This is a genomic window from Jeotgalibacillus alimentarius, from assembly GCF_000829445.1.
GTDB lineage: Bacteria > Bacillota > Bacilli > Bacillales > Jeotgalibacillaceae > Jeotgalibacillus > Jeotgalibacillus alimentarius.
The window spans coordinates 43,900-65,316 of the sequence record NZ_JXRQ01000016.1 but is presented as its reverse complement, the minus strand read 5'-3'; the positions used below and the strand labels follow the sequence as shown (position 1 = coordinate 65,316).

At 41.9% G+C, this 21,417-nt stretch carries 20 protein-coding genes and 1 riboswitch; of the genes, 3 read left to right on the top strand and 17 right to left on the bottom strand.

The genetic code is table 11. The features are described from left to right. Window positions 1–96 precede the first annotated feature (96 nt). Window positions 97–834, top strand: a complete 738-nt coding sequence (locus tag KP77_RS06655; protein ID WP_200889054.1) for an SDR family NAD(P)-dependent oxidoreductase — start codon at window positions 97–99, stop codon at window positions 832–834. Window positions 835–1,605: 771 nt separating this feature from the next. Here KP77_RS06655 and KP77_RS06645 read toward each other — a convergent pair. From KP77_RS06645 to KP77_RS06630, 4 genes are all read right to left on the bottom strand, one after another. Next, window positions 1,606–2,103 (bottom strand): DoxX family protein, encoded by a 498-nt coding sequence (locus tag KP77_RS06645; protein ID WP_041121956.1) that lies wholly within the window; start codon window positions 2,101–2,103, stop codon window positions 1,606–1,608. Window positions 2,104–2,275: 172 nt separating this feature from the next. Then, window positions 2,276–3,112, bottom strand: a complete 837-nt coding sequence (locus tag KP77_RS06640; protein ID WP_041121955.1) for an NAD(P)H-hydrate dehydratase — start codon at window positions 3,110–3,112, stop codon at window positions 2,276–2,278. A gap of 4 nt (window positions 3,113–3,116) precedes the next feature. Next, the gene (locus tag KP77_RS06635; RefSeq protein ID WP_041121954.1) at window positions 3,117–3,860 is read right to left on the bottom strand and encodes a YqcI/YcgG family protein; all 744 of its coding nucleotides are present in this window, start codon (window positions 3,858–3,860) and stop codon (window positions 3,117–3,119) included. 110 nt (window positions 3,861–3,970) lie between these two features. After that, window positions 3,971–5,404 carry an MDR family MFS transporter gene (locus tag KP77_RS06630; protein ID WP_052474009.1) on the bottom strand — a complete coding sequence of 478 codons (1,434 nt, stop codon included), beginning with the start codon at window positions 5,402–5,404 and terminating at the stop codon, window positions 3,971–3,973. Between the two features lie 252 nt (window positions 5,405–5,656). Here KP77_RS06630 and KP77_RS06625 point away from each other — a divergent pair, with 252 nt between their 5' ends. Beyond that, a complete protein-coding gene (locus KP77_RS06625) occupies window positions 5,657–6,100 on the top strand; it encodes a MarR family winged helix-turn-helix transcriptional regulator (RefSeq protein WP_041121952.1) in 444 nt (147 codons plus the stop codon). A 198-nt stretch (window positions 6,101–6,298) separates the two neighbouring features. On the opposite strand, the gene KP77_RS06620 is transcribed toward KP77_RS06625, so the two are convergent. From KP77_RS06620 to KP77_RS06610, 3 genes are all read right to left on the bottom strand, one after another. Further along, window positions 6,299–7,078 (bottom strand): Cof-type HAD-IIB family hydrolase, encoded by a 780-nt coding sequence (locus tag KP77_RS06620; protein ID WP_041121951.1) that lies wholly within the window; start codon window positions 7,076–7,078, stop codon window positions 6,299–6,301. 283 nt (window positions 7,079–7,361) lie between these two features. Further along, entirely contained in the window at window positions 7,362–8,144 is a 783-nt protein-coding gene (locus KP77_RS06615) for an SDR family oxidoreductase (RefSeq protein WP_041121950.1), read from the bottom strand. 63 nt (window positions 8,145–8,207) lie between these two features. After that, window positions 8,208–8,837: a hypothetical protein gene (locus KP77_RS06610; RefSeq protein ID WP_041121949.1), complete on the bottom strand. Its 630-nt coding sequence runs from the start codon at window positions 8,835–8,837 to the stop codon at window positions 8,208–8,210. A gap of 157 nt (window positions 8,838–8,994) precedes the next feature. Here KP77_RS06610 and KP77_RS06605 point away from each other — a divergent pair, with 157 nt between their 5' ends. After that, the gene (locus KP77_RS06605; RefSeq protein WP_041121948.1) at window positions 8,995–10,302 is read left to right on the top strand and encodes a cytochrome P450; all 1,308 of its coding nucleotides are present in this window, start codon (window positions 8,995–8,997) and stop codon (window positions 10,300–10,302) included. A gap of 45 nt (window positions 10,303–10,347) precedes the next feature. Here KP77_RS06605 and KP77_RS06600 read toward each other — a convergent pair whose 3' ends face one another. From KP77_RS06600 to rlmD, 10 genes are all read right to left on the bottom strand, one after another. Next, the gene (locus tag KP77_RS06600; protein WP_041121947.1) at window positions 10,348–11,478 is read right to left on the bottom strand and encodes a GGDEF domain-containing protein; all 1,131 of its coding nucleotides are present in this window, start codon (window positions 11,476–11,478) and stop codon (window positions 10,348–10,350) included. A 409-nt stretch (window positions 11,479–11,887) separates the two neighbouring features. Beyond that, complete coding sequence (locus tag KP77_RS06595; RefSeq protein ID WP_052474008.1) at window positions 11,888–12,574, bottom strand: isoprenyl transferase; 687 nt, start codon at window positions 12,572–12,574, stop codon at window positions 11,888–11,890. Between the two features lie 424 nt (window positions 12,575–12,998). Beyond that, on the bottom strand, window positions 12,999–15,011 hold the full coding sequence (locus KP77_RS06590) for an alpha/beta fold hydrolase (RefSeq protein ID WP_235420686.1): 2,013 nt from the start codon (window positions 15,009–15,011) through the stop codon (window positions 12,999–13,001). Window positions 15,012–15,324: 313 nt separating this feature from the next. Further along, window positions 15,325–15,858, bottom strand: coding sequence for a glycerol-3-phosphate responsive antiterminator (locus tag KP77_RS06585; RefSeq protein WP_041121945.1), 534 nt, complete (start codon window positions 15,856–15,858; stop codon window positions 15,325–15,327). A 266-nt stretch (window positions 15,859–16,124) separates the two neighbouring features. Next, complete coding sequence (truA, locus tag KP77_RS06580; RefSeq protein WP_041121944.1) at window positions 16,125–16,862, bottom strand: tRNA pseudouridine(38-40) synthase TruA; 738 nt, start codon at window positions 16,860–16,862, stop codon at window positions 16,125–16,127. Window positions 16,863–16,924: 62 nt separating this feature from the next. After that, the gene (locus tag KP77_RS06575; RefSeq protein WP_235420685.1) at window positions 16,925–17,584 is read right to left on the bottom strand and encodes a vWA domain-containing protein; all 660 of its coding nucleotides are present in this window, start codon (window positions 17,582–17,584) and stop codon (window positions 16,925–16,927) included. A gap of 106 nt (window positions 17,585–17,690) precedes the next feature. Next, window positions 17,691–18,308, bottom strand: coding sequence for a hypothetical protein (locus tag KP77_RS06570; protein WP_152614686.1), 618 nt, complete (start codon window positions 18,306–18,308; stop codon window positions 17,691–17,693). Continuing rightward, a complete protein-coding gene (locus KP77_RS06565) occupies window positions 18,241–18,846 on the bottom strand; it encodes a Na+ dependent nucleoside transporter N-terminal domain-containing protein (RefSeq protein ID WP_052474006.1) in 606 nt (201 codons plus the stop codon). Before KP77_RS06565 ends, KP77_RS06570 begins: the two co-directional genes overlap by 68 nt. Window positions 18,847–18,991: 145 nt before the next feature. Then, window positions 18,992–19,093: riboswitch (purine riboswitch) on the bottom strand. Between the two features lie 105 nt (window positions 19,094–19,198). After that, complete coding sequence (locus tag KP77_RS06560; RefSeq protein WP_041121942.1) at window positions 19,199–19,645, bottom strand: staygreen family protein; 447 nt, start codon at window positions 19,643–19,645, stop codon at window positions 19,199–19,201. Between the two features lie 136 nt (window positions 19,646–19,781). Further along, complete coding sequence (gene rlmD, locus KP77_RS06555; protein WP_041121941.1) at window positions 19,782–21,158, bottom strand: 23S rRNA (uracil(1939)-C(5))-methyltransferase RlmD; 1,377 nt, start codon at window positions 21,156–21,158, stop codon at window positions 19,782–19,784. Window positions 21,159–21,417 lie beyond the last annotated feature (259 nt).

Below are 21,417 nucleotides of genomic sequence, written 5' to 3'. Positions count from 1 at the left end.
AGATAGAAAAGTCGCTGATTGCATCCAGATTAAAAGGAGTTTCACGAAAAAAAACGAATACATGAAAGTGAAAGTCAATTTTAAGGAGGATCAGATATGATTGAATTAAACGGTAAGACCGCAATTGTAACAGGTGGCGCCTCAGGAATTGGACTTGCAACAGTAGAAGCATTTTTGAAAAAAAGAATGAATGTTGTACTTGCAGACTTCAATGAAGAAGGCGGCAGTGCAGCAGCCGAAAGACTCGGCTCTGAAAAAGTAACTTTTATTCATGTGGACACAGGAAATGAAGATTCTGTAAAAAGTATGATCGAGTATACAGTTAAACACTTCGGTCAGGTTGATGTCCTGGTGAACAATGCAGGAATCGGTGCGCTTGCAGAAACACATGAGTTAACTGCTGAAGATTACCATAAAGTAATCTCTGTTAATCAGGACGGTGTATTTTACGGGTCGAAATATGCGATCAGGGAAATGATGAAAACTGGTGGCGGTTCAATTGTGAACACTTCTTCAATCCTCGGCTTTGTCGGTCAGCCCGGTGCATTTGCTTATAATGCAAGTAAGGGAGCAGTGAATACACTGACAAAATCACTCGCACTTGAATATGCCGATAAAAAAATTCGCGTCAATTCAGTTAACCCGGGCTATGTAGAGTCAGGTATGGTGAATAAAGAAGCCCTCGGCGATTACTATGATGGACTGGTCGCAAAACACCCAGTCGGCCGCCTCGGCGTCCCGGAAGAAATCGCACACGCAATCGTCTTCCTGTGTGAGAACGAATTTGTTACAGGAATTAACTTGCTAGTCGATGGCGGATATACAGCTCAATAATGAAAAGCGGAAGGCGCTCGTTCAGCTCCGACAGGCATAAGACGCGGAGCGGAAAACGGGTGAACTTTCCCGTTTACCGATGCGTGTCTTATGACCCGAGGAGCTAGCGCCTGGAGCTGGATCTCAGGAAAAGCGGAAGGCGCTCGTTCAGCTCCGACAGGCATAAGACGCGGAGCGGAAAACGGGTGAACTTTCCCGTTTACCGATGCGTGGCTTATGACCCGAGGAGCTAGCGCCTGGAGCTGGATCTCAGGAAAAGCGGAAGGCGCTCGTTCAGCTCCGACAGGCATAAGACGCGGAGCTCGCGTTAGGGTGATGGAATTATGATAGAACCTGATGGAATTACAACAAAAGTGATGGAATAAACTCTGTCATTAATGGAATTATAGTTTGCTGATGGAATAAACACTAATTCTGATGGAATCCATTTCAGAAATGATGGAAATATGATAAAACCTGATGGAATTGTTCCCCACACTGATGGAAAAAGTCGTCCAGCCCTAATCCGGCACACCGACTCCTATCCGCACACACCAAAAAAGAGCCTGAGACAAAACGATGATATTTGTAGTTTGAATTACTTTTTATTGAAATAAATCTTAGTGGAACGGAGTGTAAGGCGGTGACTCCGGGACGATTACGGGACAGCTGAGACCCCACAGCCGAAGGCGAGGAGGCTCAGCGACCGCCGTCCGGAAAGCTTCCGCCTGAAGCGCAGTGAAACGATTAGAGGCTGAGACAATTTTATAATGTCCCAGCCTCTTTCCTTTATTAAGCGTGAGCCTCTCTCAGCGTACGCTTTGTTACTTTTTCTTTTGCCATTGGCACTGCCCATCTGTCCAGACCGTATCTGATTGCAGCGTGTCCGGCAAACATCAGGATCACTGCCGCTGCGAGTAATACCGGGTTCGTGCTAATTGTGCCAGCTAACAGGAAGTTCAGGTTCATGAATGCACCTGCTGCTAATGCTGGCATTGTCAAAAGTCCTGCGATTAAGCCAAGTCCTACGAATAACTCTCCCCAAGGAATCAGAATATTAAAGATCTCTGCGTTTGGCAGTGCGACTGTTTCAAGGAATGTACCGTACCAGCCCGCTACTACCGGTGCTTCTCCTCCTGCTTTTGCAATTGCCCCCTGCAGATATCCTGTTGCATCAAATTCTCCTGTCACTTTACCCCATCCTGCCTGAAGCCACTGTACCCCGAGCCAGATTCTTAACACTGTCCAAATTCCTGCTGCTACTCTGCCGTTCCACCATTTTTCACCCATCTTATTTCTCTCCTTTTTTTGTGAAACTTTTCACATTTAATTCTAAAAAAATAAGTGCCAGTTTCTCTTGTTCAATTGTGAAATGTTTCACATTTATTTGATACCTTTATAATAAAGCATAATAACAAGGCGCGCAATAGTTTGTGTAACATTTCACAATTTGTTCATTTCCTTATTTCTGCTCATATTTTTTCCATACTTCAGGAAGCAGTTCTGACAGTTCACTGGCAAGCATGGTATGGGGAGATCTTGTTTTTATCCAATGATCAGCGCACGCGCCGTGGAGGTAGACTGCATTTAATATAGCGTGCTTCCAATCATCGTGACAGCACAGCATACCTGTAATCATCCCGGTCAGTGTATCCCCTGTCCCCCCTTTAGAAAGTGAGCTGTTACCGGTCGTATTCATATAGGTTTCACCATCCGGAAAGGCAGTAATTGTTTCCTTGCCTTTCAATACAACAGTAACGCCGGTCTGAGCCGCGAACTCTGCTGCAGCAGCCTGTCTGTCCTGTTCAACTTTCTCCTTATCAAATGATGAAATTCTAATAAATTCTCCCGGATGAGGTGTCAAGATAACGGGTGATTTCCTTTTTTGATAGGTTCTTTCTCTGAGTGCCCCTGCATCAAGTACAACGGGCAGGTCTGTAGAGAGGAAAGTCTGTACGACTTTTTCAGTCTCATCATTTTCCTCTCTTCCTGGTCCTGCAGCGAGTACAGTGTAGTGGTTAAATGGAAGGTCATTCAGGCGCTCATAAAACCCCGGAACGAATGTTGTTTCTGGCAAGTGCTGAATCACATAGGGAATGACAGATTCTTCAGTTCCCATCTCAAGCTTCCCAACTCCACTTCTCATACATGCAATTGCCGACAGGACAGCAGCGCCCGGCATGAACCTGCTTCCTGCAGCAATCAGTGCTGTTCCGTATGTACCTTTGTGAGCATCAGATTTTCTGACTGGTAAAGTGTCAACAACGTTTTCTTTACTCCATTTTTTCATGATGCTCACTCCCTTAAGAATGTACTTTCATTTCTTTATGGACAAATGGGCATTTGCCTGTGATTGGTTCGATATCGTCCCCGATAAATGACTGCTTCCACTCATTATGATCAGGATCTCCGTAATGGCTGATATCAGGGTGCTTTGGCAGCTGATCCCATGCTTCTACACGTTCACGTACCTTTTCACGCGACATAATGCCGCCTTTTTCAGTACCTTCAAGGCCCTGGAAAATTGCCCGCGGCTGAAATCCGAGAACCATACTGTTTCCAAGATCACGTGTTTTTCTCTGTTTGTAAGCAGGTGCATTACCAAATACAAAAATCGGTTCACCTTTAAAATGAAAATCCCATAAAAAATGTTCAGGATCTCTCGGATGATCCTCCGGCCACTCAACAGTGTCCTTATCATGAAGGTACTGAATGATGTCCCAGAATTGATCCCTGTATGCTTCAAGCTTTCCCTCTTCTTCAAATGGCTCCACAAAAATAAACAGCCCGTGCTTAATCTTTGTTGCTTCATTAAATAGTGTTAGAAACTCTCCCACAGCCTGTGGCAGGTTTGTCCAGTCATCCTGCGATATGTATGCATAACGTAATTCACCCTTGCGCTGACCCTTCATACCGAAATAGCATGGAAACGTAGGGTCAAGTACGGTTTGTTCAAATGTTTTATATTCATTCACAAGCCATTCCGGCAAGTCTTCATGTCTTTCCATATCTTCTTTTGTTAATAATCCAGAACTTTTTAATACCATTTGATTGCCTCCATCTTGTCCGTGATGCTTTTATTTACCCTTAATTCCCAGATAAAACACCAAAACTGATTAAAAAAGACAGTACCCATGATTGAGTACTGTCAATATAATCAGCTGCGGTTTTGTTCAGCTATATCCCGGTCTATTTCTTTTTTTGATTTGACAAAGAACGCCAGCACCAGACCAATTAACGCTGTGATCCCTGCTACAATAAACGATACGTTAACGCCGTGAACCATTCCCTGCATTCCTTCAGACGGAATAGCAGCAGTTGACATTACCGTAACAAGAAGTGCTGTCCCAACAGCGCCGGCAATCTGTCTCATGGTGTTATTCATGGCAGTCCCGTGCGGAATCAGACTTGTCGGCAACTGGTTAAGTCCGGCTGTAGTGACAGGCATCATCACAAGCGCGAGCCCGAACATCCGTACAGCATTAACAGTTGCGAGATAAGTAAATGTCGTTTCCGTCGTCAGGTTCGTAAACATAAACGTTGTGATCGTTAAAAGTGTCATACCTGTAATCGCAAGCCAGCGTGCGCCGAACATATCAAACAGTTTTCCTGACACAGGATTCATCAAGCCCATCAGTACAGCACCCGGAAGGAGCATAAGCCCTGACTCAAATGCAGTAAACCCAAGCATATTCTGCATCAGAAGCGGCAGCACGACAGCTCCACCGATCATGGCGATAAATACAACCATTCCGATAATCGTTGTAATGGTAAATACTTTATTACGGAACACTTTAAATTCAAGCATCGGCTGCTTCAGCTTTGATTGCCTTGTGATAAAGACAGGTAAAGCAATCAGTCCGACAATCAGTGAAATTAGTACCTGTGCACTTCCCCAGCCGCTGTTTCCAGCCGTACTGAATGCATACAGCAGTCCACCAAATCCAAGGGTTGAAAGTGCAATTGAAGCAGGATCGACTTTAGGGAAAGTCTGTTTCGTTACATTCTTTAATATGAAATAAGCAACAACAATATCAATCAGGACAACCGGAAGGATAATGTAAAATAAGCTTCTCCATGGGAACTGATCTACCATCCACCCTGATAGCGTCGGCCCGATTGCCGGTGCAAAGGCAATGACTAATCCGAACATTCCCATTGCCTGACCTCTTTTTTCAATCGGAAAGATTAAAAACAAAATTGTCTGCATGAGCGGCATAATAATTCCTGCCCCTGATGCCTGTAAAACTCGCCCTGTCAGTAACAGACCGAAATTCGGTGCAATGGCACAAACCAATGTACCAAACGCGAATAACCCCATCGCTGTTAAAAACAGTCGTCTTGTTGTAAACCTTTCTATTAAAAACGCTGTGATTGGAATCATGATTCCGTTTACCAGCATAAAAATCGATTGGAGCCACTGTGCAGTTGAAGCATTAAGCTGCAGATCCTGCATGATGACAGGAATAGCTGTCGCAAGCAATGTCTGATTAAGGATTGCTGCAAAAGCACCTGAAATCAGCACAATCAGAAGTGGTACCTTATTAATACCAGCTCCAGCTGCCGGCTGGCTTTCTGCGTGTGTAGTCATATTCATCCTTCTTTCTATTCAAAATTTCGTAAATCGAATTAAGTATTTGCATTATACAACTATATGATTGTATCATACAACTATTGAGTGGCAAGTAACTTGTTTTAAAAAGATGGCTGAATTAAACATAGATGAAATTTAATATAGCTAACGCTTATGTTAATCGTTGTCTAAGTACAGCTGTGCTTGCAGCGGAAATCAACACCCAAATTTAACAAAACCATAACCAAAAAGATAAAAAGGGGTATCAATATGAGTGAAGAATCTTTATCACAAATAGAACTTGAGATGGCAGTCTTATCCAGAAGGATTGCTTCTGTATCAAGAAATAAACGGGAAGAAAATCTGGTCAGGGCAGCTTACCTGCTTCTATTTCAAATATCTACACATGGACCGGCCGGGGTAAAGGGTCTGGCCGAAGAATTACAGCTCGATATTTCAACCGTCAGCAGGCAGGCAGCTTCACTTGATCAAAAAGGCTATATCAAAAAAGTGCCGCTTCCTCAGGATAAGCGTTCATATTTATATGAGATTACTGAAGAAGGAAAGCGTGAAATGACTGAATACCAGCAGATCAGAAGAGAAAAAGTCAACGAGCTGCTGAATGGCTGGACAGAAGAGGAACGTGCCCAGTTTGGTGTGCTGTTGAAGAAATTCAATGACTCTGTGAAGGTTTACTGGTCGAAGGGTGATTGACTGAGCATCAGCGGGGTGTGGTTCAGGAAATTTCAGCTGCGGTTCAGAAGATGATATGCAGTGTTCAGGAAATATGTCAGCATGTTCAGGAAATTTCACAGTCCGTTCCAAAAATTGTGTAAAAAGACCTGCTACACGCTTCCGGATTTTTCATCCTTAAAAAATCCCTCTGACGCGTAAATGCGTCGGGGGATTTTTTCAATCTAACAATCCTGCCATCTGCAATCCGTGCAAAATCCCGTTTTCTTCAACGGATTTGGTTACAAACTTTGCTGAGGCTTTTACTTTATCAAATGCATTTCCCATTGCAAAACTGTTTTCTACAGCTGTCAGCATTTCTATATCGTTCAGTCCGTCACCAAATGCAAACTGGCGCTCAGCCGGGTAGCCGAGTTTTTCAATCATTTTAGCAATACCCTGCGCTTTAGAACCGCCTTTTGGCAGAATATCCACAGAATAAGTGTGCCACCTGATGAAATCAAAGTCAGGAAATGTTTCTCTGTACTGCTCCTCTTCTCCTTTTTCACAGAATAATAGAGATTGATACAACGGGCGGTCTACATGATAGTCCGGGTCATGCGTTGGCTCCATACCGATCTTCAATGTACCGATACTCTCTTCAATATAAGCGTGCTGACGTACATTTGCTTTCATGTCTTCATGGTCCATATACACGACCGGATGCTCATTTTCAACAGCGACAGCAGTCAGTTTCTCCAGTGCTTCTGCGGTGAGAGGGTTTTTGTAGATCACTTCGTCATTCAGCACGACATATTGGCCGTTATAGCTGATAAATGAGCGGATGCCAAGCTCTTTTCTGAGATTTTCATACATGAACGGTGCGCGGCCTGTTGCAATTGCGACTTCATGGCCAAGCTGTTGCAGCCTAGAGATTGCTTCTTTTGTTGAGGCAGGCAGCTTTTTATCGTGATTCAGCAGCGTACCGTCTATATCAAAAAATATGATGCTCTTTTCCATGTTTCATCCAACCTTTTTAATGTTTTATACGATAAGTGTACCTGACTTTGTGATTTTTCGCACAGAAAAAGCTGGAATCCTGAATCCCAGCTTTTTAACCGGTTCACTACGCTGAAGACGGTGCTTTCCACGGGAACGGCGGTGAGCCTCCTCGAGCTTCGCTCTGCGGGGTCTCACCTGTCCGTTTTATCCCGTTGGAGTCACCGTCTTCAGCTTCGCTCACCTCAGATATTTCTAAACATGCAATTCTATTAAACTCAATTTAAGCTAAAAAATTTTATCGTTAAATCTCCATATCCCATCGTTCTTTCTGCGTCTCTTTCAGCTGATCTTCTGTTTCCTGCGGATACACTGTACGGAATTTGTGATGATCCGCTGGAATGATTTCGATCATCTTTTTGATCATGTCCTCAGGATCAAATTCCTGTAAGCCTTCTTCCTGTTCGATCATATCTTCTTTACGTGTAAAGTGCTGGTTCTCATTATACCATTTCCATTTTTCTTCAGCGCTCCGCTTGTTGAATCCGGTTGCAAATGGCCCGGGGTTAATCGTTGCGACCTTTACACCGAATTCTTCAAGTTCAGCTTTCATCGTCTGGGCAATGCCTTCAAGCGCATGCTTTGTTGCAGTATAAGGTCCAACATATGGCGTGGCTGAAATGCCAGCCATTGAGCTCATGAAAATGATTTTGCCGCTTCCTTTCTTCACAAGCTTTTGTGCAGCAAGCTGTGCTGATTCGAGTGTGGCAAATACATTCACTTCAAATAATGCACGGAATCTGTCCATCGGCACTTCACCAAGCGGGCCGCCTTCATTAATTGCAGCATTTGCAACAAAAATATCAAAATCGTGCTTTGCAATTTCAGCCAGGTCACGCTGGTTTGTAATATCAAGCTTGAAGATTTCCATATCAAGCCCCTGTTCATCTGCTTCTCTCAGGAGATCAGTTTTTTGCGCTGTCAGCTCCGTTGTTGCAATGACGCGATGTCCTTTTTTTGCAAGTCCAAGTGCCGCCCCGCGGCCAAGACCTGTTCCTGCTCCAGTAATAAAGATTGTCTTTGTCATGTCGGGTTCCTCCTGAATATCAAGTTATATCCCGCTTTTTCCCAACTGAACAAAATCTAAACGTCATGAAGAAGATACCTTATTCTTTACAAACTTTATAAAAGAACTAAATGTATTTTCAAACCTATTGAAAATCCACTGCAGTGCGATTCCGTGAAGGATCACACCGATGATCGAGTTCACAATGACGAATGTATGCATCAATGTTGATTCAATCTCATAGATCCTCCGCCCAAAAAATAATAGCTGACTGAAGATAAAAGTAAGGGCTTCAGTATAAGTTGTAATGACATTCGGCAGCTGCCAGATCACAAGAGACTCCAGGAAAAATAATCCCAGGATGCTCAGCAGAATAATTGCTTTTGAAGCGTTCGTGAGCTTATCAATAAATGGCTGGACGTAGTGTTTTGTAATGGTTTTTGTCCTGAACAGGTAAATGATTCTTACAATACGGGCAGCCTGAAAAAACTGGTCAAACGGAATAATGGCAATCGTTAAAAATGGATGCTTCTTAAAGAATCCCCATTTGGAATCCGCTCTATATAATCTGACAGCAAAATCGATAAAAAAGATCAGCCAGACAATCCAGTTAGTGATTGAGCTGTAAGGCTGGTCGCTCCATAGTGTAGTAATTGTAAAAATTACGAGTATGATCATGAAGCCTTCATATATTTTTGTGAGTATGGATGACATCAATGATCACCTGCTTTCAATATATCTCTATAACTATACTACCAGACAGCTATCATGATGGTTTCAAAAATTTCATACTCCTTATAAAGCTGCGTTTATTTACAAGGGCTCAGGGTACGTTGTAATTAACACGATACATATAAAGGAGTTGCGATAAATGGATGTGAAAAAGCCTGTACCCCGTGCAAAAGGCATAGACAATTCTCTTAATTTTATAAAAGAAGGCTTTCACTTTTTACCGAATCAGCGGCAGGAACTCGGTTCAGATATTTTTGAGACAAGGCTGCTTGGCAAAAAAGCAGTCTGTATAGCCGGAGTAGAAGCTTCTGAAATGTTTTATGATACTGAAAAGTTCAAACGTGAAGGTGCCATGCCAAAGCCATTTAAAATGTCACTATTTGGTGAAGGCAGCCTTCACGGAATGGACGGCGAAGCGCATCTGAACAGAAAGCGCACATTACTTTCTATGTTCACACCAGACAGAGTTGAGGACCTGAAAAGGATGGCAATTAAACATTTAGATGAAAAAGTAAGTGAGTGGGAACATGCTGATGATGTGGTCATCTTTGATGAGATGCAGGAGATCTTAGCCAGAGCAGGATGCGAGTGGGCAGGCGTTCCGCTTGAAGAAGAGGAAGTGAAGCAGCGCACCCGCGAAATGATCGATATGATTGATTCATTTGGCGGATCGCTTTCAAGATTTAAAGATGGCAAAAAAGCGAGAAACAGTCATGAAGCCTGGCTTCAGGATATTATTAAAGGTGTAAGGAAAGGAAAGATGAGCCCAAAACCTAATACGGCAGCTTATATCATGTCCCACCACCGTGAAAATAACGGGAAAAGATTTGATAAAGAGATTGCTGCTGTGGAGTTAAGTAACGCATTCAGACCACTCCTTGCAACTGCTTATTTTCTGACATTCGGCGTACTTGCGATGCATGAGCATCCGGAGACTGTTGAGAAATTGAAGAACAACGCTAAGTACAGTCATATGTTTGCACAGGAAACGCGGCGTTATTATCCTTTTGTACCTGCTATGGTTGCGAAAGTGAAGAAAAACTTTACGTTCAAAGGTTATAAATTCAAGAAAGATACGCTTGTGGTTCTCGATATTTTCGGTACGAACCGTCACCCTGATTCCTGGGAAAACGCTGACACATTTATCCCTGAAAGATTTGACGGCTGGAAAGGCAGTCCGTTTTCTTTTATTCCACAGGGCGGCGGAGATCATCATACGGGACACCGATGCGCAGGCGAGTGGCTGACGGTGATCGTGATGAGCTCATTCTTTGACTTCTTTGCTAAGAACCTTACCTATGATGTACCTGAGCAGGACCTGTCATTCAGTATGGAAAGAATGCCGACATTCCCGAACAGCAGACTTGTGATCAAAAATGTCAGAAAAACCGATGATTATGAGAAAAACCTTGCTGAGCTGATGGATGGATTTTCTGCAATCAGATAATACGTGCAATATAAAGAGGCCTCCGGTGACGGGGCCTCTTTTATATCAGATCATTTCACTCTGTTGCTGCATTGATTTACTTGTTCGTTTATATTGATACATTTTCTCATCAGCTGTTGTATACATTTGATCGGCAGACTGATGGTGGTGATAGAATTCACAGCCGTAACTGAAACTCAGCTGCTTAATCAGTGGATCTTCATGCTTTCTTAAGAGCCGGTCAATTTTCCCGGCAATCTCATCCGGGTTTTTCTGACCTCCTTCGAAAACAATGATAAATTCATCGCCGCCAAGTCTCGCAATCAATCCCTTTTGATCGAAGCTTTTCTTGAGCGTCTGGGAAAACCCGATTAACACCTGATCACCGCGCTGGTGACCGTGCTCATCATTAATTTCTTTAAAATAGTTCAGATCAATCAGCATAATCCCAAAAGGTTTGCCTGCTTCTATCAAGTGTTTCTGGTACACTTCATAGCTGTGACGGTTATAGAGTTTTGTGAGGAAATCTTCCTCTGCAGTAGTGGATTCTAAGAAGATATAAGCAACCAGTATAGCCAGTACACCTGAAGTCCAGGAAAAATAAAGCTTGGAATCGAAAAGCTGCACAATCATTCCGACAATCGGAAGTGTGAAAAATCCAATAAATATATTAATGATATAGGTATGTGTTTTTTTATGGTTTTTAAGCAAAAAGAAAATCATGTATAGGTACAGTGAAGCTAATACAACGTAATGAATGTCCTTAAAATCACCACTGCTGAATTTGTTAGAGAGTGGATCTACCTGAAAATAAACGGGATAAGCGAGATTGACAATTAATACTGCAAACGTCAGAACACTTAAATGCTGATAAAAGCCTTTTTTATAGATTCGTTTTGGATCTTTAAAAATATGATAATCCACATAAGACAGCATCAATCCGCCAAGGACAGGTCCAATGAGAAACAGAAAAAAGTTTGTGCTGTATTCCAGGAAGTAAGCGCCCGGAAATAGCATGCCATCAAAAATCCACGTCAGCGGTTCCAGAATCATTGCAATTCCACTCGTAAGCATCAATGCTTTGAGCATCTTCTTACTGAAGGTTTCAATTTTTGACCTCATCTTAATAATTGCATAGAGAATGACCAGCGCGACTAAGGCAAAAACATTTAACTGAAACTGCACCAGATAATCCATATCCCTCTCCCGCCTCTATAAAAGTAGTGAGTAATAGACCCCTTTATATCTCTTTTTCATTTTATTATCCTACTTTTTTCATCTTTGTCAACGGAATATTTTCTCAATTGAGAACTTTCCGATAATTAATTTAACTAAAAAGCTCTGTTAAAGTCGGCTGTTGATTTCCGCTTCAGGGGGAACGCTTTCCGCATGAGCCGGTTTTTGGCTCCGGTTCAATCATCCCTCCTCGAAGCTACGCTTCTGTGGGGTCTCACCTGTCACGCTTCTCCTGCTGGAGTCGTTCCCCTTCCGCTACAATCACCAGCTGTGCTAATACAACATTGGGTTTTAACAAAGCCAACTAAAAAAGACTGGGACAATTGCGTCTCAGTCTTTGCTCGTCATTACATTAGTGCTTATCATAATTTCACAGCCCGCCAAAGCGTCTGTGACGTATGGCAAACTCATCTATCGCAGCATCAAACTCTTCTGCTGAAAAGTCAGGCCAGAGTGAATCTGAAAAACTGAACTCTGTATATGCCATCTGCCACAGCAGGAAATTACTTAACCGCTTCTCCCCGCCTGTTCTGATCAGCAGATCCGGATCCGGCATACCCGCAGTATAAAGATACTTCTCAAGGTGATCTTCAGTTACGTCCTCTCCTGCAGCTTTCATCTCCTCAAATGCTTTGAGAAGCTCCTGCCTTCCCCCATAATTCAGCGCAAAATTCAGCTGGAGTCCATCGTTCTTAGCAGTTTTCCTTACAGCGTGCTTAAGGGCTTCACGTGTACTGTAGGGAAGCTGCCGGATGTCTCCGAGTATATTAATTTTTACATTGTTCCTCATCAGTTCCGGAAGATATTGAAACAAAAATTTCTTAGGCAGCTGTAAAATAAACTCAACTTCTTTCTGAGGCCTTTTCCAGTTTTCACTCGAGAATGTATAAAGCGTCAGGAACTTCACGTCTCTTTCAGCCGCTCTTTTAACGATTTTCACTACAGTCGACACGCCCTCAACATGACCATCCGTCCGCGACAGACCTCTTCTCTCTGCCCAGCGTCCGTTGCCATCCATAATAATTGCTATATGTGAAATGTCTGCTAATTGATTCATGATTTCTCACCTTTCAATTTAAATTGAATTAATTATGATTATAAATAAATTTTTATTGATAATCAATAAAATTCTATGCAGCAATCAATTATTGGGAGTATATTACTATTTAAATTCATACTCTTCTTTAAAAATAAGGCTCCGTTAAATCTGGCGGTTGATTTCCGCTGCAGGGGGAACGCTTTCCGCAGGGCGCGCGGTGAGCCTCCTCGACGCTGCGCGTCTGCGGGGTCTCACCTGTCACGCTTCTCCTGCTGGAGTCGTCCCCCTTCCGCTGCAATCACCAGCTGTGCTAAAACAACATTGGTCTTTAACAAAGCTAAAAATAAAAAAGTCCCCTGTAGTGCAGACCAGTAAAACTGTCTACTCTACAGAGGACTTTTAATTGAAGGTTTTTTACTTTTGTTTTTCAGTATCTAACATTTTAGATAATTGTATATAGCGCAGTATTTGCAATCGTGATCATGGTCATTAATAGTGTGTTAAGAAATGCTGCTACATAAACATTACCTGTTTTTCTATACAAATAACGATTAAAGACAGCTGCAATTGTTAGAACCGGAACGAGCCCAATGACAATAATTGAAGATAGTGACTGACTTGGGTATCCTGCTGTTCCAGTTAAGAATAACAGACCGTAATGATAAATGAGGTACAGAGCCAGACCACCCACAAAGTGAAATATTGATATAACATAACCTTTATAGCCATCGTATTTTACAGTAGCTGTATTCATATTTACAGACAGACCCACTACAAAATAATAGATGAAGAATAGTGGTGCATATTTAAGTAAAGCAACTAAATGCTGAGCTTCAAATGTTTTAACCGCAAATGTCCACAGACGGAAATCGGTTTTAAACAGGCTATCTACAATAAAGAGCAGCCCATATCCAGCCACTGCTGCTAAAATCGCAATCAATAGTGAGGCACTGATTGTTTTAAAGCCTGCTTTTATACCGTAATTCTGAACTGTCGCCCCATCAGGTTTTTTCGAAACGAAATGATAACAAACCATGATAATAAGCGTTACAAGTGCCACGTTAAGTGCCCAGTATAGAACCGGATTCACTGTCGGTGCACCAAAGAATTCTGTTGTCGCAATTAAATCAGCCTGATTTCTTAAAAAGAAATACTGAATGACGCTTAATACCAGCACAATAAACGAACATGATTTAATACTTTTTTCTGCATTCTTAACGAAGGAGACAATCAGAACGATCGCTGATAATGCAATAAAGATCATACTAACCTGTCTTAGCAGGCGCATTCCATAAAAGTCTCCACCGTAATATGCAGAGAAGAATATGGCTGGGAACAATGCGCCAAAAACAATCAGTAATAGCCCAGCAAGCTTACCGCCATTTGTCTTTGGTTCAGGAAGTGAAGCTGGTCTGGTTGTATAAATGTTTTTGAAAAACGGTAACTTTCCTAATAAATTGATGAACGGAATAAAGAATAAAAAGAAACCGATTAACGCTACAAATGAAAACCATTCTTTCCATACCCATGTCTGATCATCCTGTCCGACTGTTACAAGTTCATCATAATCGGCAAATGTCATGTCATAAAAATCAATCGCATGTGCTGTAGAAGTCTCAGAAAAATGATTCCACGGATGAGTTTCATTTGGCTGATAGATGATTCGTTTTCCTCCATCCACATCATAGACAGTACCTGCTGAGGCCGTCTCAGGGTTACCTAAAAAGCCCATTCCTTCTTCTGTAGCCACATAATTTTTCTTTACAACCGGTTCACCGGCGCCTGTCGCTGCAGCATCAAAGAAAAATTCATCGTACTGACCTGCAATTTTACCTGAAAATCTTGGTCCATAAGATCCATTGATTTCTTCATCTGTAAACCCTAGTGTCTTAATCCATTGATAATCTGATCCCATCGTGAGGGATGCAAAGATTTTTCTAATACCGCTTTCTTGAAAATCGACTTCATCGAGCATCACCGCATGGGTAGAAGAGAAACCTCCCATTGAATGCCCCGATACTGCGATGACACCATTTCCTTCATCGTCCTTTAACACATATTCCTGATCATACATATACTGAACAGCATCGTATATAGCATGTGGCCAGAATGAAAAGAAAGGAACCGGCTTTTCCGTTGTATTCGTTGAATGGCCATGGTCATATTGATCCAACGCCAGCACAACATACCCTCTTTTTGACATTTCAATCGCCTGGGCATCCTGCATTTCGGCTGAGTTAAGATATCCATGTGTGGCGATGACGGTTGGCTTTGCTTCCTGATCAGCATCATCCGGTTTATAGAGAAGTCCTGACAATTCACCTCTTGGGGTCTCAAAATAAATTCTTGAAACATCAACATCTCCGCTCGAACTGTTAAATAACGACGCGACAAAACTCCCGGCAAAAATTAATAATAATGAAAGCACTAAAAATATAATAGGCTTCTTTCTCATCATCCCATCCCCTTTATGTTATTAAAAAATATAAACCCAACTCCAATCCCCCAGCATTCAATTACTTCCGTTTGATTAAAATATGTATAAGAACTCACCCCCATGAAGCTTCTCTGACATTTTGAGCATAAAAAAGACACATTAAATCGCCCGGAACAGATGTCCAGGCAAAATAACGTGTCTCCTCATCTCGTCACAAAATATTAACTTTATAAGAGTATATAAAGTTATGAAAGCGTTGTCAATATTGTTTAGTTATTTTTCTATAATGATTGCAAAATAAATTTATAAAACATCACATTCAAATTCTCTGCTACCACAGATTCCTGTCTGAAGTTGTAACAGCTGTAGCACCATTGTTCAACGAATTCTCAACATCTTCTTTTGTACGAATAAGTCCGCCAGCAATCAACGGAATACCAGTCTCTTCGCTAATTTCTTTCAAAATATCCGGAATGATACCGGGTAAAACTTCGATATAGTCAGGCTGGATTTTTTTACACGCGTTTAAGTTATGATCAAGCGCATGACTATCGAGTGCAAATAAACGCTGAATACCCATCACATTATATTTTTTCGCAAAAGCAATAACCGATGACTTTGTTGAAATAATACCATCAACTTTAACATTATGAATTAAGTATTCAAGTCCATACTCGTCTACTTTCAGCCCCTGGATCAGGTCGGCATGCATGAACACTTTTTTATTATGCTGCTTTGCATACCTGACAACGCTCTCAATTTGCGAAAGACGCGTCTCCAGTAAAATGATTGTTTCATGATCTTTTCCTAACGCGTATTCAAAATCTTTCATATTACGAACAGCAGGTATAACGTTCTTTAACAACCTATCACCTCTTTTGACTTTTTAACCTGATAACGAAAGTATTTATTACATGAATCGTGCATTTCCTCTAAGGATATTGTTCTTTTTATCTATACGACAATTTGCATAATAAATAATTCGTTTAACAAAATATACATCCTTAAAAATGTTTAGTCAATTAATCTGTTAAAGGTTTAACGGCATTAAGTCCCATAATATACAAAACAGCATCCACCTATTTAAGTGAATGCTGCCTCTGTTCTATATGTCTTTCAGCAGGGAAATATCTAAAAACCAACCTTCTTCAAATACAATCCTTCTCCATCAGCCATACGGCCAGTCTGTATTCTTTCTTTGGATTCGAGAATGCCGGGGATTGCAGCTGCATCCATTTCTCCCAATCCGACTTCAATAAGGCTTCCGACTATTTTTCTCACCATGTTGTAAAGGAAGCCGTTACCACGAATGCTGATTTCAATAAATCCTGCATCTTCAGACATCTCAAGTGAGTATATTTCACGTACCATAGACTTCTTCTTCGACTTCGCGTTCGAGTAAGATGTAAAATCATGTTTACCGAGAAAATGCTGAGATGCATCTTTCATCTTTTCAATATCAAGTTTTTCATCCACATGCATACTGTATTTGCGCATGAAGGGATGTGTATACTGCTCATTCCAAATCTTATACAAATACGTTTTATCTTTCGCATTATAGCGTGAGTGAAAGCGGTCATGCATAAGCTTCACATCAGTAACACTGATATCATGCGGAAGATATCTGTTCAAATACTTCATTACCTCATCTTCAGTTGCTTCCTTACGCATCTTAAAGTTAGCAATCTGAGAAAGCGCATGTACCCCTGCATCCGTTCTGCCGGATCCAATGATTTCAATCTTTTCTCCTGCGAGCTCTGTCAACACGTTTTCAATCTTCCCCTGAATCGTATTGTCACTATTACCAAGGCGTTGCCAGCCCTTGTAGCGGCCGCCGTCATATTGAATCGTTAGCTTGTAGTTGTTCATTTAGATCTCCTTGTTTAACCCTTTAGTTCCCTGGCTCTGCAAATTCCGGCCGGGGAAATGTCTTAAGATTTTTTCTTCCTGCGCTGTTTTACATCTTTACGGATTTCTTCAAAACAGGTCTCATCTACCACCCCTGCTTCCCGGAATGATGCGACAGCCTGTGCCATTACTTTATAGTTTAATTGCGTGCCCCTCTGATCAGCAAGATAATCTATCGCTCTGTCAGATGAGATTCCATATCTATCAGCAGTTTTGACTGCATCCAGGTTTGCTCCAAGAAAAACGAATTCCCAACCGTACTCTGTCTTTTGTTGTTCGATAAGCGCTTTGATCGTTCCGGCTGAATACTCGCGGCTTGAATTCTCCTCTCCATCAGTAATCATAACAAACATCACCTTCTCAGTACGGGCATCAGTTTCAGCAACCTTTTGCACATTGATCATTTTGTGCAGCGTTCTGCCTACTGCATCAAGAAGCGCCGTTGATCCGCCGATCTGGTAATCCTTTTCTTTCAGTGGGCTGACCTCTCTTATATCCATGCGGTCATGAAGCAACTCATACGTATGATCAAATAATATAGTTGTGATATTACAATCTCCTTTAATCATTATCTGCTTCTCAAGCATTGAGTTGTACCCGCCTATTGTATCAGATTCCAACCCGCTCATCGATCCGCTTTTATCCAGTATAAATACTAATTCTGTTAAGCCCTTTTTCATCATGATGTCCTCCTCAAGTTTCGTATTAACTTAAGGATAGCGGGTCAAGTGACAGCAATGGTCGCTTTGGAAGCGACAAATTAAGATGTTTGTATACTGACTGGTTCAATTATCCTCCGAGTAAAGGCTGTTCATACTTAAAAAGGACCTCATTAATCTCGAAAATATCATATTTTCCATTCACTATAAAATATTCGATAATCACGTCAAATTTTTGACTGCGTGACAGTGCATAGCCAGCCCGCTTTAAAAGGTCAGCTGTTTCTTCAACTGACAACTCTAATGCAATCGCGAGAGCCACAGCTGTGCGCTTACTCGGTTCATAGCCTTTAGCTGTTCTGATTTTCGAAAACAGCCTTCTATCAAGGTTTGCACGTTTATACACTTCAACATCCGTCTTTCCTTTTAGATCAATCAGCCGCATGAGTGAAGTCGAAAACGGCTCATCAAGATGATCAACAAAATCTTCAATTGGCATATGTAATTCTTTAAAATCAGTATCATGATGATCACTCGGACGCTGCAGTGACTTATATAAAAGTTCCTGTTCATCATGGAGTAAGTCTCTTCTATTGAATTCGCTCCTATCAACATAATACTCGTCAATATAACTTTCAACAGATCCAAGCAGTTCCTGACTGATGTTAAATGCCTCCTGATCAAATATAACCAGCATTACTTTTATATCGTGAGCAGCAAGAAAATCCTGAATAGCAGCAGTCGCCACTTGCCGACGCTGTTCCTCCAACCATCACAGCAAAAACCTCTGAGCGGGTCAGCTTAATCAGATAAGGTTTGATCAATAGCGGAGCTTCCACCAAGCCCAGAAAAGAGTTTCCGATCGCATTGAACGATTCCACCTTTGTTGTACCTAAAATCCTGCCAAGTCCAATTCCGATATATTTAACAAAAAAGGGAATGAGTCGTAAATAATAGAGAGCAGAAATGATTGCCGAAATAAAAACGATCGCACCCAGAACATTAATGGCAAAGACGAAAGTAATATTGGTCCCTTCCTCATAAAAACCTCCGAAGACGAACATGATTCCTTCCGTGCTATAATCAATGACCTTCTGAACACCGAGCGCCGCATTATTCAACATGGCTTGTCCAAAAGGAACCTTCAAAACAAACATAACAAGCAAAAATTCAAGCACAATCCCTATTACGACCGTACGCCAATTAATCGCTGAGCGCTTACTGCTCCATAGCCAGGCCAAAAACAGGACTCCCATTAAAGAAAAAACGCCGTAAATAAAACTCAAAGCAAAATACCTCCCAGTGATATGTTCACTTCAATTATTGCTTATATCTCTATTTAGTCATACGATGTCAGACCACTTTAAGAAAAAAATAAAAAAGCGTATGTGACCTTCTCCCAATATAAAGAAAGCCCCATACACTTTTCATGCATAGAATGACTTTCCTTATAGTCCGGCAATTTAAGGCTGCCAGGTAGAGACTTATGGTCCATATCACCATAGTTATATAAGGAATTCATATGAAGTTAGTTTTGACACTTTATCATGAGGTAGAACTTTTACACAATATAAAATCATAAAGATTATATATTGTGAAAGTTCGCACGATCCTAAAGGAAAATCATTGGATTGCGTGTTATTTATAATCACCAGGAGTGCACCAGTTCTCAAACCTGTTGTACAGTGGATTTGTAGAATCAAAATGAATCCATATTGGTGCACTCTCTAACGCTGGATGCGCTGCAAAGAATGTTCGATCACCATATCTGATTGCCTCTAAAGCTAAAGGCAGCTCCCGCCTGAAAATTGTATCCCGCACAGCAGTAACTGCCGGACCAAACACTCCATCGACATAAACATATACATATAGAAATGGAAATCCCTCAGACATTTTCCATTCCGCAAGAACTTCATCTCTCAAAGCAGTAATTTTTTCAAATGCAAACTGCAGACCGATCGTGAGAAACAGGTCTGCAGTGATGTCGGAATGCGTTAATGTATACTTACGCCCTATTACCGGTTCAGTCTTTGTTACACCAGTGCTGAATTCAACAGTTAACTTTTCCGGATTCAGCTTTTTCAACAGATCACCTTCCTGAAAGATACTCTTTTAGTCACACTTATAAAATTTATGGTGCTTCACGGTCTTGTATGTACGATTACATGAAATTCAAAAAAGCATCCACTATATGAAGTGAATGCTTTAGAAATAAGTTATTTTAAGCTAGTTCCAGCCATGCCACACACTCCACATGACTCGTCTGCGGAAACATATCCACAGGCTGCACTTCCTGCGTCTGATACCCGCCGTCTTCAAGAATTCTCAAATCTCTTGCCAGTGTAGCCGGATTACACGATACATACACAATCCGCTTCGGCTTCATCGCAAGCATTGTATCAAGCAGCTCCTGATCACAGCCCTTTCTCGGGGGATCGACTACGATGACGTCTGCCTGATTGCCTTTTTTATGCCATGCAGGAATAACTTCTTCAGCCGGTCCCGCTTCAAATTCAGTATTGTTAAATCCATTCAGCTCTGCATTTGCTTTTGCATCTTCAATGGCCTGTCTGATGATCTCAACGCCAAATACCTTTTTCGCTTTTTGTGCTAAAAAGAGTGAGATCGTACCAATACCGCAGTATGCATCAATCACTGATTCTTCTCCAGTCAGCTGCGCGTATTCAAGTGCTTTTTGATAGAGCACTTCTGTTTGCACAGGATTGATCTGGTAAAAGCTTCGTGCAGAGATGGTAAACTTTACTTCGCCGATGGAATCATAAATCACATCACTGCCCCAGATTGTCTGTCCTTTATTGCCAAGAATGACATTCGTCCGCTGATCATTAATATTATGAACGACTGATTTTAATCCAGGTACTTTTTCACGCAATACAGCGATCAGATCTTCAGCATGCGGCAGGTGCTTCGTCCGCGTCACCAGGACAACCATTACTTCCCCTGACGTACGGCCGTAGCGAACAACGACGTGTCGCAGCACACCCTTGTGTCTCTCTTCATCATAGGGCTGAATACCAAAACGGTCAGCTTCCTGCTTCACTATGTTCATGACGCGGTCACTGATTTCCTCCTGGATCAGACATACATCCGTATCCACAATCCGGTGACTTCTCGTTGCATAAAATCCCGCAATGATCCGGCCACTTTCACTGCCAACAGGGATCTGACTTTTATTACGGTAACGCCACGGGTCTTCCATCCCAAGCGTCGGATGAACGGGTACATCTTTAATCTTCCCGATCCGCTCAAGCACATCCTTCACCTGCTTTTGCTTTGCCTTCAGCTGGCCTTCATAACTGAAGTGCTGAAGCTGACACCCTCCGCAGCGGTCATAGACAGGGCATGGCGGTTCAGTTCTGTCTTCACTTGCCTGTACCATCTCTTCAAGCTTTCCGAAACCGAAGTTCTTTGTCGTTTTCAAGACCTTCACTTTTACTTCTTCATCAGGCAGCGTCATCGGAATAAACAGCGGATAACCATCCACCTTCCCGACACCGTGCCCTTCATGTGTTAAATCCTCTATTGTCACTGTTACTGTATCATTCTTCTTAACAGGTAATGCCTGCTTTTTCGTCATCTTTTTATCGCCCTCTTCGTTAGAATCGCTGCCCATTATTGTAGCATATTTTAATCATCGTTACTCAAAAGTTTAATAATAGTATCTTTATTTAAAATCCGATCACTCAGCTGAAACTTGTAGTGGCGAACGGAGACTCCTGCGGAAAAACGATCGTTCGAGACCCCGCAGGGCAGTGGTTTTCTGCCTGAGGAGGCTCGGGCGTTCGTCCGCGGAAAGCGCAGTTCGCCACGGAAAGGTTCAGCGGTTCACACTAAAA

Bases quoted from the DNA above. Each gene is read 5' to 3' on its own strand.
- KP77_RS06655 (WP_200889054.1), top strand. From the start codon at position 97: ATGATTGAATTAAACGGTAAGACCGCAATTGTAACAGGTGGCGCCTCA.
- KP77_RS06615 (WP_041121950.1), bottom strand. From the start codon at position 8,144: ATGACAAAGACAATCTTTATTACTGGAGCAGGAACAGGTCTTGGCCGC.
- KP77_RS06605 (WP_041121948.1), top strand. From the start codon at position 8,995: ATGGATGTGAAAAAGCCTGTACCCCGTGCAAAAGGCATAGACAATTCT.
- KP77_RS06620 (WP_041121951.1), bottom strand. From the start codon at position 7,078: ATGGAAAAGAGCATCATATTTTTTGATATAGACGGTACGCTGCTGAAT.
- KP77_RS06625 (WP_041121952.1), top strand. From the start codon at position 5,657: ATGAGTGAAGAATCTTTATCACAAATAGAACTTGAGATGGCAGTCTTA.
- KP77_RS06595 (WP_052474008.1), bottom strand. From the start codon at position 12,574: ATGAATCAATTAGCAGACATTTCACATATAGCAATTATTATGGATGGC.
- KP77_RS06590 (WP_235420686.1), bottom strand. From the start codon at position 15,011: ATGAGAAAGAAGCCTATTATATTTTTAGTGCTTTCATTATTATTAATT.
- KP77_RS06645 (WP_041121956.1), bottom strand. From the start codon at position 2,103: ATGGGTGAAAAATGGTGGAACGGCAGAGTAGCAGCAGGAATTTGGACA.
- KP77_RS06635 (WP_041121954.1), bottom strand. From the start codon at position 3,860: ATGGTATTAAAAAGTTCTGGATTATTAACAAAAGAAGATATGGAAAGA.
- rlmD (WP_041121941.1), bottom strand. From the start codon at position 21,158: ATGACGAAAAAGCAGGCATTACCTGTTAAGAAGAATGATACAGTAACA.
- KP77_RS06630 (WP_052474009.1), bottom strand. From the start codon at position 5,404: ATGACTACACACGCAGAAAGCCAGCCGGCAGCTGGAGCTGGTATTAAT.
- truA (WP_041121944.1), bottom strand. From the start codon at position 16,862: ATGAACAACTACAAGCTAACGATTCAATATGACGGCGGCCGCTACAAG.
- KP77_RS06610 (WP_041121949.1), bottom strand. From the start codon at position 8,837: ATGTCATCCATACTCACAAAAATATATGAAGGCTTCATGATCATACTC.
- KP77_RS06575 (WP_235420685.1), bottom strand. From the start codon at position 17,584: ATGATGAAAAAGGGCTTAACAGAATTAGTATTTATACTGGATAAAAGC.
- KP77_RS06600 (WP_041121947.1), bottom strand. From the start codon at position 11,478: ATGGATTATCTGGTGCAGTTTCAGTTAAATGTTTTTGCCTTAGTCGCG.